Consider the following 14798-nt stretch of genomic DNA (forward strand, 5'->3'; position numbering starts at 1 on the left):
CGCGTGGGGGTCGGCGTACGGTCAGCCCTTTACACAGACCACCTGCTTGAGGTGCGCCACCACCTCGACCAGGTCCTGCTGCTGCGCCATCACCTCGGTGATGTCCTTGTACGCGCCGGGGATCTCGTCGACCACCCCGGCGTCCTTGCGGCACTCCACCCCGGCGGTCTGCGCGGCCAGGTCGGCGGTGCTGAACGTCCGCTTGGCCTGCCCCCGCGACATCCGCCGACCCGCGCCGTGCGACGCCGAGCAGTACGCGTCCGGGTTGCCCTTACCCCGCACGACGTACGACCCGGTGCCCATCGAGCCGGGGATGATGCCCAGGTCCCCCTTGCCGGCCCGGATCGCACCCTTCCGCGTCACCAGCACCTGCTCGCCACCGTAGGTCTCCTCGGCCACGTAGTTGTGGTGGGCCGAGATCGGCTCGTCGAAGCCGACCGTCGGGAAGCGCTCCCGCACCACGCCACAGAGCAGCGCCACCATCATCGCCCGGTTACGCCGCGCGTACTCCTGCGCCCACCACAGGTCCCGCCGGTAGGCGTCCATCTCCGGCGTACCGGTCAGGAACACGGCCAGGTCCCGGTCGGGCAGGTCGGCGTTGTGCGGCAGCCGCCGGGCGACCGCCATGTGCCGCTCGGCCAGCTCCTTGCCGATGTTGCGGGAGCCGGAGTGCAGCATCAGCCAGACCCGGCCGTCGTCGGCACCCCCGGACTCCAGGCAGACCTCGATGAAGTGGTTGCCGCCGCCGAGGGTCCCCAGCTGCTGCCGGGCCCGGGTCTCCAGCTTCGCCACCCGGGAGTCCAGGGTGGCGAACCGCTGCCAGAAGTCGCCCCAGCCGCCCTGCTCCAGCCCACGTACCCGCCGGGGATCGACCGCGTCGGCGTGCTTGGCGAACCCGACCGGGATCGCCGCCTCGATCGCGCCACGCAGCGCGGCCAGGTCGTCCGGCAGGTCGGCGGCGGTCAGCGAGGTACGCACCGCCGACATGCCACAGCCGATGTCCACGCCGACCGCGGCCGGCGAGACCGCCTGCCGCATGGCGATCACCGAACCGACCGTGGCCCCCTTGCCGAAGTGCACGTCGGGCATCACCGCGACACCCTGCACCCACGGCAGTGCACCGATGTTACGCAGCTGCCGGGCCGCCTGCGCCTCGATCGTGTACGGGTCGGTCCAGACCCGGACCGGCGCCCGGGTACCCGGCAGCGGGGTGAAACTCACGATTGCTCCTCACGTCGTGCCGTCGACGTCGACGGCGGTGGACCAGCTGGTGCCGGCGGAATCGGCAAAGGCTGGACGGATCAGCCGACGACCGGCCCGATCAGGACCGGTCGTACGGGTCGGACGATGGCGAATGGGCGACCCGACCCGCGTACCGGAGTCGTTCCGGCTACCCAGGACGGACCGGATCGGGTCAGGCTGACCTCGCCCGGTCACCGGGCGGCCCGGCCGCTAACCGCGTCGGGGCGCGGCTGGCCGCTAACCGCGTCACGGTGCGGACCGGCCGCTATCCGCGTCAGGGTGCGGCCCGGCCGTTATCCGCGTCAGGGTGCGGCCCGGCCGCTATCCGCCTCAGGGTGCCGAACCGGCGGGCCCGGGGCGCGGATGTTGCCGCTCCGGGCCGCGCCCAGGTCGCAGCGGGGCACCGGGGCACGGCGTGACACGCCTGATGCGGGTGCTGAGCAGCTGCGGCACGGTGGGACTCCCCGGTCGGCTCGATCGGACGGTACCCGTCGACGGTAGGCAGATCCGGGGAACCCCGCAACGGGATTCCCGGCAGGATGGGTCTGCTGAGCCCGCCGACCATGCCGGCTCGGCGGCCGGTGCCCCGTCCACCCATTCGTTAGCCTCGACGGTCATGGCGCGGATCCGTTGTGACTTCTTCTCCGAGACGCTCGGCCTCAGCACGTCGATGACGGTGCTGCTGCCGGAGCGGGCCGCGACGCAGATCGGCATGTCCGGCAGCACCCGTACCGGTGATCCGCCGGTGCTCTACCTGCTGCACGGCCTCAGCGACGACGACACGACCTGGCTGCGCCGTACCTCGGTCGAGCGGTACGTCGCGCCCCTGGGTCTGGCGGTGGTGATGCCGCAGGTCGCGCGGAGCCTCTACGCCGACCAGGAGTACGGCAGCCAGTACTGGACGTTCCTCAGCCAGGAGCTACCGAAGGTCTGCCACTCGTTCTTCCGGCTCTCCCGCCGCCGCGCCGACACCTTCGTGGCCGGGCTCTCCATGGGCGGGTACGGCGCCCTCAAGTGGGCGTTGCAGCAACCGGGACGGTTCGCCGCGGCGGCCAGCCTCTCCGGCGCCCTGGACCTGGCCTCCCGTCACCGGCACCCGCAACGCCCTCTCGATCCGGCCACCTGGCACGCCGCCTTCGGCGACCGGACCGTCCGGGGCACCGACGACGACCTGCTGACCCTGCTCGACCGGGCCACCTCCGTGCCCACCCGTAGCCGTCCCGACACCGGCAACACTGACGGAGCCGGCCACGGTGCCGGTGCCGCCAGTGGTGCCGGAGCCGAAGCCGGCCACGGTGCCGGTGCCGGTGCCGGCAGTGTTGCCGGTGCCGGCAGCGATGGTGACCGCGACGGCGGTCACGGTGACCGCGCTGATGGAGACGGCGGGCTGCCGGCGCTCTGGATCGGCTGCGGTACCGGCGACTTCCTCTACGACGACAACGTCCGCTTCGCCGACGCGCTCCAGCGGGCCGGCGTACCGGCCACGGTGGACTTCTCCCCCGGCGGGCACGACTGGGAGTACTGGGACCGCGCGATCCGCGACGTGCTCGCCTGGCTGCCGCTGGCCCCCGCCACCGACTGACCCGACCGACGCCTGTCCCCACCACCGACGGCCGTCCCCACCGCGCCGAAGCCCATCGCGTCACGCCCGAATCCAGCTGTGAGAGGGGTACCCCGCTCTACCGAATGCGTTAACAGGGGGCCCTTCCTTACCTGCGGAGGGAGGTGCGGGTGATCGGGAAGTCGAAGTACGTCCCGGGGTACGGCTCGTCGGTGAAGCGGTAGTGCCACCACTCACGGGGGTAGTTGACGAATCCGCCCTCGGTCATCAGCCGCCGCAGCAGTAGCCGGTTCTCCCGGGCGGCACGCGGGACACCGGTCGCGGCGGTGGCCGCGAGCGGGTCGAAGCAGTCGAAACCGGTGCCCATGTCCACACTGTCGTCGGGGTACCGCAGTGCCTGCGCGGCGGTGCAGGCCACCGGGGGCGTACCCGGCGCGGCTGGTGGTGAGGTGACGGCTGGCAGGGCGACCAGGGTCAGGTCCACGGTGCTGCCCCGGCTGTGCGCGGTCGGCGCACCCAGGTACCCGGCGTCGAACAGTTCGGACTTCGCCACCCGGGGATGGAACTCCGGACCGGTGTCCGGCCCACCCGGTTGGCGGGCCCAGGCCACGATGTCGTCCACGGCGCGTTGCGGGCGGTAGCAGTCGTACACCTTGAGGGTGTGACCCTGCTCGACGGCGGTGGCCTGCACCCGGCGGAGCGCGTCGGCGGCCGCCCTGGTGAGCAGGCAGAGCGGCTCGCGGTAGCCGTCCAGCGGCCGGCCGACGAAGTTGTGCGCGGTGGCGTACCGCAGGTCGGTGCGGATGGTCGGGTCGACGTCGGCGAGGGCCACCACGTCCGCCGGCGCGCGCGGCTCGGCGGAGGCGGTGGGTGTCGGCGGTGGCTGTGGCGGGTGCCGCTGGCAGGCGGCCAGCAGCACCGCGGCGACCAGGCCCAGGACAACGACCAGGCCCAGGACAACGCCCCGGCGCATGGCCGGACCACCCACGCACGCTGTCGCCAAGGTCAGCCGGGGTCGGCGTCGCCACCGGTGGCGCGCAGGGGTCGACGGCGGCGGCTGAACAGGGAGGTCAGCAGGCCGGTGCCGACCAGGCCGACCGCGACCACCAGCAGGGTCCACCAGCGGCCGACGCGGGCCAGCCCGTCACTGTGGGTGGCCGCCCGGCCGGTGTCGACCACCGGCAGGGTCGCCCCGGTGGTGGGGCTCGGAGTGAGCGTCTCGCCGGGAGCGACCAGCCGCCCCACCGAGGCGTCGCGGGGCAGCGCGAACCCCCAGTCGAGCAGGGTCGCACCCTGCTGCCAGCCGCGTTGCCGGTCGACCTCCGCGCCGAGCAGGGTGACCACCAGCCGACGGCCGCCCCGCTCGGCCGCGCCGACGTAGGTGTGCCGGGCCAGGTCGGTGAAGCCGGTCTTGCCACCCAACGCTCCCGGGTACCGCTGGATGAGCTGGTTGTCGTTCTGGATCTCGTAGCCCTTGCGGCGCAGCGCCGGCTGGGCCGGCACCCGGGCCCGCTCGGTCAGCTCGTACCGGCGGAACCGCGCGTCGGCGAAGCAGGCCCGGGCGATCAGCGCCAGGTCGTAGGCGCTGGTGAACTGCCCCGGGCCGTCCAGCCCGGACGGGGTGACCGCGTGGGTCTGCAACGCGCCCAACCGTCGGGCCTGCTCGTTCATCGCCCGTACCCCGCCGGGCAGCCCGTCGGGGCCACCGCCGAGGCGGGCCAGCAGGTTGGCCGCGTCGTTGCCGGAGGTGAGCAGCAGCCCGAGCCAGACGCTCTCCAGCGGGTAGTGGCCGCCCTCGACCAGCCCCATCGCGGAACTGCCCGGCTCGATGTCCACATCACCGTGGGTCGCCGTCACCAGTTGGCCCGGGTCCAGTCGCGGCAGCATCGTGGCGGCCAGCAGGAGCTTCTGCACGCTCGCCGGGGTGGCGTACTCGTGCGGGCCGCAGCCGCCCAGCACCGCACCGGTGTCCAGGTCGGCGACCAGCCACGAGGTCGCGCTGACCGCCGGTGGCCGGGTCGCCCCCGCCGGGGCCACCAACCCGGGCGTGGCCAGGCCGGTCCCGCCGACGGTGCGCGACACCGGGTCGACCCGGGGCGGGGTCGGTCGCGGTGGTCGCGTGGCGGGCACGCTCGGACAGGGTACGGTCGCCGACCCCGGGTCCGGGGCCGCGACGCCGGTGGCGGGTACGCCGAACGACGCCAGGAGCAGCGCGACGGTCAGCACGGCGGCCCGACGGCAACCTCTCACGCCCTCACGCTAACCGCGCGGCGGTGCTCCGGTGGCCGGTCGGCGGATTCGGCCGTTGCCGCTGGTTCCGACGAATCGGTGGACCACCCCCAGAAGGATCTTGGAAGAAGACGGCCCCTCCAGGAGGCACTTCCCTTCCAAGATCTTTCCCGCCGCCGCACAACGACGGGAAGTCACCGCTCCGGCAACACCGCGCCACCGGCCACCACGGGTCGTCGTACGCCACCGGCCACCACGGGTCACCGTGTCCGGGGCCGGTCGGTGCGGCGTCGGCGGCGTACCAGGGCCAGCCCCAGCACCAGTGCGGCCAGGGTGACCGTGCCGGCGGCGTACCCGATGGTCAGCGGGCGTCGGTCGGCGGCGCTGTCGTCACGGGCCGGACGGGCGGCGGCCGGGCGGACCGTGCCCGCCGGCAACGGCTCCGGCTCGGCCGTTACCCCGGTCGGGGCCGGAGCCGCACCGTCCAGCTCCCCCGGCTCGACGAGGTGCCCGACGGTGGCCTCCCGTGGCAGCGAGAAACCCCAGTCGAGCAGGGCGGCACCCTGCTCCCAGCCGCGCATCGGCCGGGGTTCCGCGCCGAGCAGGGTGGCCACCAGCCGGCGGCCGTCGCGTTCGGCCGCGCCGACGTAGGTGTGCCGGGCGTAGTCGGTGAAGCCGGTCTTGCCGCCCAACGCACCCGGGTACCGGTAGATGAGCGGGTTCTCGTTCTGGATCTGGAAGCCCTTCTGCTTCAACGCGGGCTGGGCGGGGATCCGGGTGCGCTCGGCTCGGGCGTACCGGCGGAAGGTGGGATCGGCGAAGCAGGCCCGGGCGATCAGCGCCAGGTCGTAGGCGCTGGTGAACTGACCGGGACCGTCCAGCCCGGACGGGGTGACCGCGTGGGTCTGCAACGCACCGAGCCGCCGGGCCTGCTCGTTCATCGCCCGCACCCCGCCAGCGGCACCGTCGGCCCCACCGCCGAGGCGGGCCAGCAGGTTGGCTGCCTCGTTGCCGGAGTTGAACAGCAGTCCCAGCCAGACCGTCTCCACGCTGTAGCGGCCTCCCGCCACCAGGCCGACGGCCGAGGAGTTCGGGGCGATGTCCAGGTCGGCGGGGGTCGCGGTGACGATCTGTTTCGGGTCCAGCCTCGGCATCATGGTGGCGGCCAGCAGGAGCTTCTGCACACTCGCCGGGGTGGCGTACTCGTGCGGGCCGCAGCCACCCAGCACCGCACCGGTGTCCAGGTCGGCGACCAGCCACGAGGTGGCGGTGATGGCCGGTGGCGCCGGCGTGCCGGGCGGGACCACCAGCCCGGCGGTGTCGAGTGCGGCCCCACCGACGACCCGGTCCGGCGGTACCGCCGGCGGCGGGGTCGGTCGGGGCGACCGGGTGACCTTGGGTGCGGCCACCCGTGGGCAGGGCACCGCCCCTCCGGCGGCGGCCGCCGTACCGTCCGGGGTGACCGCCCCGGACGGCGGCGACACCGGAGCCGGCGTCCCGGGACCCGGCGCGGCAGCGAACGGCACGGCAGCGAACGGCCCAGCAGCGACTGGAGTCGCGGCTGTCGGCGCGGCAACGGCCGGAACGGGAGCCGTCAGCAGGACGGCGGCCAGCATGGCGGCCGGGAGCCGAACTCTCATGGGGTGACCCTAACGCCCGGTGATGTCGTGGCTGACTCAGCTCGACAGGCGCTGCCGAAGGTCACCTGGGGCTCCTCTGTGCACAGCCGAGGGCGGCCGACAAAAACAATCCGCGCGTCGTTGAACTCCTCCCGCGCCGGTTCCGTATCCATCGCCGGAAGGACGGAACAGCGGGGTCCGCCATTGCCGGAGCGGACCCGGGGCAATTCCGGGCAACGGATCGCAGGCGTCGTACGCCTCGATCCACTGCCATGGTGGTCACCATAGCCAGTGGTGCCCGAATACCGTTCCCGCGCCACATCGCATCGCCGTTTCCGCAGGCAGTCACGCCCATGTTGACTGCATCGGCGGGTCAGTCAGAGGAGAGGTACATGGCCAGGCGTACGCAGAAGAACGCCGTCCTGAAAATCGCCGGTGTCGGTGCCTTCGCGGCGCTGCTGCTCGGCGCGGGACTGCAACTGGCATCTGCCGACGACAATTCGGCGACCGCCGTGTCGGTGACCTGCCCGACCGTCGCCGACAAGCTCGGAGCGGTGCCGGCGGCCGCGCAGGCCGGTGTGGACCAGGAGCTGCGGAACCTGGAGAACCAGATCGCCAACGTCAACGCCCGCCTCGCCCGGGAGCCCGGGGCCGCCCAGCAGCAGCTCGGTGACATCGCCGGCAAGCGCAACGCGGTGCTCGAACGGATCACCCTGAACATCACCCGGGTCGGCGGCACCGCTCCGGCCGGCCTGCAGGGCCTGGCCGCCTGTGCGCTGTCCAACGGTGCCGCCAGCGGCAACCCGAACGCGGGCAGCAACAACGCGGGCAACGGGAACAACAACGCGGGCAACAACAACGCTGCGGCACCGGCCGGCGCACAGACGGTGAACTGCCCCGACGTGTCCGGTCGCATCGGCGCGGTGCCGGCGGCGGCGCAGGCCAACATCGACCGGGAGCTGGCCGCCCTGCAGCAGCAGATCAACGAGGCCAATGCCCGGCTGGCCCAGCTCGCCGTCCGCCCCGAAGGCGGCCCCAACTTCGTGCAGCTGGCCATCCTCGGCCCGCTGGAGGACAAGCGGATCGCCGTACTGGACCGGATCCGGCAGAGCTTCACCCGGCTCGGTGCCGCCGCCCCGGCCGGCCTGGACGCCCTCGCGACCTGTGGGGTGAACGCACCGGCCAACGCCGGCAACGCGGGCAACGCGGGCAACAACGCCGGAAACGGCAACGCCGGAAACAACAACGCCGGCAACGCGGGCAACAACGCCGGTAACGGCAACGCGGGCAACGGCAACGCGGGTAACGGCAACGCGGGCAACGGGAACGGCAACGCGGGTAACGGCAACGCCGCACCGGCCGGCGCCCAGACGGTGAACTGCCCCGACGTGACCGGCCGCATCGGCGCGGTCCCCGCCGCCGCGCAGGCCGGCGTCAACCAGGAGCTGGCCAACCTGCAGCAGCAGATCAACGAGGCCAACACCCGGCTGGCCCAGCTCGCCGTCCGCCCCGAAGGCGGCCCCAACTTCGTCCAGCTGGCCATCCTCGGCCCGCTGGAGGACAAGCGGATCGCGGTGATCAACCGGATCGCCACCAACATCGGCCGGGTCACCGGCGAGCGCCCCGTCCCGCCGCTGGAGCTTGCCACCTGCGGCCTGAACTGATCACAGACGTCCCGGGCGGGGACGGTGACGGGCGGTACCCGATCCGGGTGCCGCCCGTCGCGCCGTCCCGGCCCTCAGTCGGTCAGGCCGAGTTCCACCAGGTAGTCGTGCAGAGCGGACGACCCGCGCAGTCGCCGTAGGCTGCGCCGGTTCAGCTCCTGCTCCCGCCGGGCGAGTTCGGCCCGGACCCGCTGCGGGCTGCCGGTGGAGCGGATCTCGTCCAGCACCGCGTGCACGATGTCGAACGGGTAGTCACCCCGGCGCAGCAGCGTGACTACCTGCGCGGCCCGCAGCTCGGCCTCGTCGTACACCCGGTAGCCGGTGCCCGGTTGGCGGGTCGGGCGCAGCAGGCCACGGGCCTCCCAGACCCGCAGCTGGGAGGTGCGCACGCCGACCAGCGCGGCCACCTCGCCGATGCGGCTCCCCCGACGGCGTACCGGTGCGGGAGCCGGGCCGGCCACCACGGTCTCGAAGGCGGCCAGCACCCGACGGATGTCGGCCCGTTCCCGGTCCAGCTCCGCGTGGCCGCCGTCGAGCGACGCCAGCGCCGCCGCCGGGTCACCCCGGTGGACCGCCGCCATGATCTCCCGGGTACGCGTCCAGCCGTGCCCCTCGGCCACCTGCCGGGCCACGGTCAGCGCCCGGGCGTGCGCGGTGGTGAAGACGCGGTAACCACTCGGGGTACGCGACACCGGTGGCAGCACCCCGAGGTCGACGTAGTTGCGCACCTGCTGCACGGAGATCCCGACCGTCGCCGCGAGGTCCACGCCCCGGATCCGACCCCGCTCGTCCACCCGACCCGTCACCGGCCAAGCCTAGCGACTCCACGTGCGGTTGAGACTTTCACCGTCATATCGGCGGCGGACGAGCGTTGACGATCTTCCAAACCCTCTATATGAAGTTGAATGAGACAATTGAATGCGGCCAGGCCGGTACCGGATACCGGCGGGATCCTCCCTGCCCAGAATCTCGCGAAGGGTTCGCATGCAGCAGCCAGCACGGTCCGCCGCCGACAGTCACGACGTGATCGAGGTACGCGGCGCGCGCGGGAACAACCTCGCCGACGTCTCGGTCGACATCCCCAAGCGTCGCCTCACCGTCTTCACCGGGGTCTCCGGCTCCGGCAAGTCGTCCCTGGTCTTCGGCACCATCGCCGCCGAGTCCCAGCGCCTGATCAACGAGACGTACAGTGCGTTCCTCCAGTCGTTCATGCCCAACCTGAGCCGACCCGACGTGGATTCGTTGCGTAACCTCAGCGCCGCGATCGTTGTCGACCAGGAGCGCCGTACGCCGGATCGGCCGGCGCCTTCAGCTTCAACCTGGCCGAGGGGATGTGCCTGACCTGTGAGGGCCTCGGCCGGGTGTCGGACCTCGACGTGGACGAGCTGGTCGACCGGGAACGCTCCCTCAACGACGGGGCGATCACGGTGCCGAACTTCGCCGTCGACTCCTGGTACTGGCAGCAGTTCGCCCACTCCGGGCTCTTCGACCCGGACGTCAAGCTGCAGGACTACACCCCGCAGCAGTGGCAGGACCTGCTGCACAAGCCGGCCACGAAGCTCAAGGTCGGCAGCAGCACCATCACGTACGAGGGCCTGGTGGTCAAGGTCCGCCGGTTGTACCTGGTCAAGGACCGGGACTCGATGCAGGCCCACATCCGCGCCTTCGTCGACCGGGCGGTCACCTTCGCCACCTGCGCCGACTGCGGCGGCACCCGCCTCAACCAGGCTGCGCTGGCCAGCCGGATCGCCGGACGCAACATCGCCGAGTGCGCGGCGATGCAGATCAGCGACCTGGCCGAGTTCCTGCGGGAGGTAGCCGATCCCGAGGTGGCACCGCTGGTCGGCACCCTGCGGGAGACCCTGGACTCGCTTGTGGAGATCGGCCTGGGTTACCTCAGCCTGGACCGCGAGTCGGCCACCCTCTCCGGCGGTGAGGCGCAGCGGGTCAAGATGGTCCGCCACCTCGGGTCCAGCCTCAGCGACGTCACGTACGTCTTCGACGAACCCACCGTCGGGCTGCACCCGCACGACATCGCCCGGATGAACGACCTGCTGCTGCGGTTGCGGGACAAGGGCAACACCGTGCTGGTCGTGGAGCACAAACCGGAGACGATCGCGATCGCCGACCACGTGGTCGACCTCGGGCCGGGCGCCGGGCCGGACGGCGGGCGGATCTGCTACACCGGTGACGTCGCCGGGTTGCGGCGCTCCGGCACCCGTACCGGCCGACACCTGGACCATCGGGTCACCCTGCGGGAGACGGTTCGCCGGCCCACCGGTCAGCTGCCGATCCGCGGCGCGGACCTGCACAACCTGCGGGGCGTGGACGTCGACATTCCGCTCGGGGTGCTGACCGTGGTCACCGGCGTGGCCGGCTCCGGCAAGAGTTCCCTGATCCACGGCTCGTTGCCGCGCCGCCGCGGGGTGGTGGTGGTAGACCAGTCCGCGATCCGCGGCTCCCGGCGCAGCAACCCGGCCACCTACACCGGTCTGCTGGACCCGATCCGGACCGCCTTCGCCAGGGCCAACGGCGTCAAGGCGGCGTTGTTCAGCGCCAACTCCGAAGGGGCCTGCCCGACGTGCAAGGGCATCGGGCTGGTCTACACCGACCTGGCCATGATGGCGGCGGTGGCCTCGGTCTGTGAGCAGTGTGAGGGGCGACGGTTCACCGCCAAGGTGCTCACCTACCGGCTGCGGGGCAAAAACATCAGCGAGGTGCTCGCCATGTCGGTCGTCGAGGCCCGCGACTTCTTCCCCAGCGGTCCGCCGGGTCATCCTCGACCGGCTCACCGACGTCGGTCTGGGCTACCTCAGCCTGGGCCAGCCGCTCACCACCCTCTCCGGTGGCGAACGGCAGCGGCTGAAGCTCGCCATCCACATGGCCGAGCGGGGCAGCACGTACGTGTTGGACGAGCCGACCACCGGGCTGCACCTGGCCGACGTGGACCAGCTCCTCGCCCTGCTGGACCGGCTGGTCGACGCCGGCAACACCGTCGTGGTCATCGAGCACCACCAGGCGGTGATGGCGCACGCCGACTGGATCATCGACCTCGGGCCGGGCGCCGGGCACGACGGGGGCCGGGTGGTCTTCACCGGTACGCCGGCCGGACTGGTCGCCGACAGCGACACCCTGACCGCCCGTCACCTGCGCGAGTACGTCGGCCACAGCCGGCAGTGAGGCGGAGCGCCACGGCTGGTCCGGTCCGCCGGTCCCGGGCCGCTGCCGGGTGTGGGGACGCCGCTGGCCGGTACCCCCGGGTGGGGGGTACCGGCCAGTCGGCCTTGAGCCTGTATCGCGGGGGTCAGCTGTTCCAGTGCTCGGCGACCAGGTCAGCGGCCTGCTTCTCCCACTGCGCGTAGTGGTCCGGGAACGCCGACACCTGCACCGTCTGCGCGGCCCTGGTCAACGACATGTCCTCCCAGCCATCGACCTGCTTCAGACCCTTCAGGAACGCCGTGGTCGCATACTGCGGATCGGTGATCTGCTCCACCGTCCCCCAACCACTGGACGGACGCTGCTGGAACAAGCCCTGCGAGTCATGATCGTTACGGTCACCCAGATGACCCAGGTTCTCCAACTTCGACTCCTGCAGACTGGTAGCGATCGCCACCACCGCGGCCCGCTCGTCCATCCCGGCCTTCTTCGTCGCCGCGATGATCTCCTTCGTGTTGGTCACCTGCTCGTCGTTCAACTCGATACGCGACTGACCCGACGGCTCACCATGCGGCAACAGAGCCGCCGTGTCCGGCTTCGACTCCTGCACCGCGGCCACCGGAGCCAGACCCGAGGTCACCGGGGTGGCGTCCTGATGGTTCAGCGGACCCGCCGCCAGACCACCGGCAACCGCCAGACCCGCGATACCCAACACACTCCTACGAATGATCGTGGTCATGAGAAAGCTCCAACCTGGGGGTCGACACCCACACCACAAGGGGGAAAAAACACCGGTGCGGATGCGAGCACCACGAGGCGCCCACCAACAAGAAAACAAGGGGAAATTCGCCGGCCGGGAGCAGAGAAGAACACCGCTCACCGCGCCGGGTCCAGATGTAACGACCGACCACCCACCGTCATTCCCCGGCGGGCCCACCCGGCCCGGCCCGCAGGCCGAACCGCCGAGCTACTCGGTCGTACGCAGGGTGTAACGACCCCCGGCCCGCACCCATTCCGGCCCCACGAACCCGACATTCGGCCCTGAATCACCCGAAGACTCCCCGGAAAACCGGACGTCGAGGTCGCCGACCGACGACCCGGAATCACCGGTCTTCGACGACGAGCCGCCCGTCACGTCGGACCACCCGCAGACCACCCGGCAGATGGACCGCCCCCTGGCCCCGCCAGGCGGTCACCAACGCGTCGAGCGCGGCGACATGCCGGTGCGACAGAGCGGCGGCGAAGTCAGCCTGGCGCTCGGCCGCCTACGGGTGCGCCAAGCCGTCCGACCCCGCGCCCGACCGGCAGACGGCAACGTCCTTGTCGTAGTGGTCTCGGACGGGTTCGCGGACGACATCCGACACTTGCCGACATGCGTGACGACCGTTTTGTCCTTGATTTGGCCGGGTGTCACGACCACCGAAAGAGAGCGGGGCCCCGGACAGGTGCCGACGCGGAGCTCGTCCAGCCGCCGCCGACGTCCCGGTGGCAACGCGCACCCACCACGCGGTCGCAACCCGCCCCGCCCGTACCGAAGCGGTAGATCTTGGACACTTACCGTCCTATTTGAACGGTAAGTGTCCAAGATCTACGAACTGCCCACCCGCTGCGAAGCGCGGCTCCGGGGGCGAGGTCGCCTGGATCACCGTTGCGCCGACGGTCCGGATCGGCCCACCGACCGGCAGGACGGACGACAGCTCAGCAACCGGCGGAATCGGGACATCGGCCCGCCGGCCGGCGGGGCAGACGACGTCCCACCGACCGGCGGGACTGAGGTCGGCCCGCCAGCCTGCGGCACGGGCGCCGCCCACCGACCGGCGAAACGGACTCGGTTGCCACGCACGGGACCGTGCCGGGCAGCCGGGGCTGCTCGGCACGGTCCGACGGTGCGGTGTCTCAGGGCGGATCGTGGGCGACCCGGTCAGCCGGCGGTGCAGGACCTGATCGTCGGGCGGGCGCTGGAGTTGCCGTTCATCATCGTGGTGAACCCGAACGTGTCGCCGCTGCCGTTGGAGCGCATCGTCATCACGTTGCCGCTGCCGTCCCAGCTGGGGCTGCCGCTCCAGGTGGAGGAGATCCTCTGCGGTGAGGTGATGGCCACGACCACCGACCAGCTACTGGCGCCGCTGACCGTCACCGACGTGTTGTACCGGTCGCCCCAGACCTGGCCGGGGGTGATCGAGGCGGTGCAGCCACCTCCGCCCGGCGGGTTGGTCGGCGGGGTGGTCGGGTTGCCGGTGCCACTGTTCAGCGCGGTGAGCACCGCGTTGTAGGCGGCCTTCTTGTTGCCGGAACCGTCGAAGAGCAGCGGGCTCTCGTTGGAGCGCCACGAGTCGGAGTCACGGATGCCCCAGACGGTGACGCCCTTGCAGCGGGCGACCGCGAGGCAGTCGTTCACCACGTTGCGGTACGCCTCGGACGGGGCGTTGCGGATGTCCAGCTCGGTGATGTGCACGTCGACGCCGAGGGCGGCGAAGCTGGACAGCGTGGTGCGGTAGTTGCTCGGGTAGTTCGAGCCGCCGGTGAAGTGCGACTGCAGGCCGACGCAGTCGATCGGCACGCCCCGGCTCTTGAAGTCCTGAACCATCCGGTAGACGGCCTGCGTCTTGGCGTCGTTCCAGTTGTCGATGTTGTAGTCGTTGTAACAGAGCGAGGCGTTCGGGTCGGCCTGGCGGGCGGCCCGGAAGGCGGCCTCGATCCAGTCGTTGCCGGTGCGCTGCAGGTTGGAGTCGCGCCGGGCGCCGCTACCACCGTCGGCGAACGCCTCGTTGACCACGTCCCACCAGGCGATCTGGCCGCGGAAGCGGGTGGCGACCGTGGTCACGTGGTTGAGCATCGCGTTGCGCAGGGTGCTGCCGGACATGTTCTGCATCCAGCCGGGCTGCTGCGAGTGCCAGGCCAGGGTGTGTCCCCGTACCTGCATGCCCCGGCTGCGGGCGTGCTGGACGATCCGGTCGGCGTTGCCGTACGAGAACTGGCCCTGCTGCGGTTGCAGCGCGTCGATCTTCATTTCGTTCTCGGCGGTGACCTGGTTGAACTCGCGATTCAGGATGGTCGTGTACGTCGAGTCGCTCAGCCGGCTCGCGGCGACGGCGGTGCCGAAGTACCGGCCGCCCTGCTCGGCGGCGGACGCGCCGAGGGTGCTCGCAGCGCTGGCGGTGCCACCGGGCAGGACCACGGCACCCACCGCGGTCAGCAGGCCGACGGCCGAGACGACGAGCGCGTTACGCAGCCGGTGGGGCCGGCGGGATTCGGCAGACTTCTTGCTCATCTGATGCCCCTTCTGCCAGGTCCGGAGGACGCCCCGAGCGGATCGACGAAGCCGGT

General features: G+C 71.7%; 9 protein-coding genes and 2 pseudogenes. 3 read left to right on the plus strand and 8 right to left on the minus strand.

Features of this window, described 5'->3' with window-relative positions:
- Nucleotides 1-21: 21 nt before the first annotated feature.
- Nucleotides 22-1221 carry an RtcB family protein gene (locus ACN28G_RS13335; protein WP_091439436.1) on the minus strand — a complete coding sequence of 400 codons (1200 nt, stop codon included), beginning with the start codon at nt 1219-1221 and terminating at the stop codon, nt 22-24.
- A gap of 637 nt (nt 1222-1858) precedes the next feature.
- Between ACN28G_RS13335 and ACN28G_RS13340 the strand changes: the two genes are divergently transcribed.
- On the plus strand, nt 1859-2824 hold the full coding sequence (locus ACN28G_RS13340) for an alpha/beta hydrolase (protein WP_421479244.1): 966 nt from the start codon (nt 1859-1861) through the stop codon (nt 2822-2824).
- Nucleotides 2825-2951: 127 nt separating this feature from the next.
- On the opposite strand, the gene ACN28G_RS13345 is transcribed toward ACN28G_RS13340, so the two are convergent.
- From ACN28G_RS13345 to ACN28G_RS13355, 3 genes are all read right to left on the minus strand, one after another.
- The gene (locus ACN28G_RS13345) at nt 2952-3776 is read right to left on the minus strand and encodes a M15 family metallopeptidase (RefSeq protein ID WP_091446601.1); all 825 of its coding nucleotides are present in this window, start codon (nt 3774-3776) and stop codon (nt 2952-2954) included.
- A gap of 32 nt (nt 3777-3808) precedes the next feature.
- Nucleotides 3809-5053: a D-alanyl-D-alanine carboxypeptidase family protein gene (locus tag ACN28G_RS13350; RefSeq protein WP_373868409.1), complete on the minus strand. Its 1245-nt coding sequence runs from the start codon at nt 5051-5053 to the stop codon at nt 3809-3811.
- A 239-nt stretch (nt 5054-5292) separates the two neighbouring features.
- Nucleotides 5293-6672 carry a D-alanyl-D-alanine carboxypeptidase family protein gene (locus ACN28G_RS13355; protein WP_421479246.1) on the minus strand — a complete coding sequence of 460 codons (1380 nt, stop codon included), beginning with the start codon at nt 6670-6672 and terminating at the stop codon, nt 5293-5295.
- Nucleotides 6673-7043: 371 nt separating this feature from the next.
- Between ACN28G_RS13355 and ACN28G_RS13360 the strand changes: the two genes are divergently transcribed.
- Nucleotides 7044-8315, plus strand: a complete 1272-nt coding sequence (locus ACN28G_RS13360) for a hypothetical protein (RefSeq protein ID WP_421479248.1) — start codon at nt 7044-7046, stop codon at nt 8313-8315.
- Between the two features lie 74 nt (nt 8316-8389).
- Here ACN28G_RS13360 and ACN28G_RS13365 read toward each other — a convergent pair whose 3' ends face one another.
- Nucleotides 8390-9121 (minus strand): MerR family transcriptional regulator, encoded by a 732-nt coding sequence (locus ACN28G_RS13365; protein ID WP_421479249.1) that lies wholly within the window; start codon nt 9119-9121, stop codon nt 8390-8392.
- A gap of 178 nt (nt 9122-9299) precedes the next feature.
- On the opposite strand from ACN28G_RS13365, the pseudogene ACN28G_RS13370 reads away from it, so the two are divergent.
- Nucleotides 9300-11495: pseudogene (locus ACN28G_RS13370) on the plus strand (ATP-binding cassette domain-containing protein).
- A 124-nt stretch (nt 11496-11619) separates the two neighbouring features.
- Here ACN28G_RS13370 and ACN28G_RS13375 read toward each other — a convergent pair.
- From ACN28G_RS13375 to ACN28G_RS13385, 3 genes and pseudogenes are all read right to left on the minus strand, one after another.
- Nucleotides 11620-12210, minus strand: a complete 591-nt coding sequence (locus ACN28G_RS13375; RefSeq protein ID WP_091439060.1) for a hypothetical protein — start codon at nt 12208-12210, stop codon at nt 11620-11622.
- Nucleotides 12211-12574: 364 nt separating this feature from the next.
- Nucleotides 12575-12709, minus strand: a pseudogene (locus ACN28G_RS13380) (TilS substrate-binding domain-containing protein); the annotation flags it as partial.
- Nucleotides 12710-13392: 683 nt separating this feature from the next.
- On the minus strand, nt 13393-14742 hold the full coding sequence (locus ACN28G_RS13385) for an endo-1,4-beta-xylanase (RefSeq protein ID WP_421479250.1): 1350 nt from the start codon (nt 14740-14742) through the stop codon (nt 13393-13395).
- Nucleotides 14743-14798 lie beyond the last annotated feature (56 nt).

This window comes from Micromonospora sp. WMMA1923, assembly GCF_049179195.1.
Lineage (GTDB): Bacteria > Actinomycetota > Actinomycetes > Mycobacteriales > Micromonosporaceae > Micromonospora > Micromonospora yangpuensis.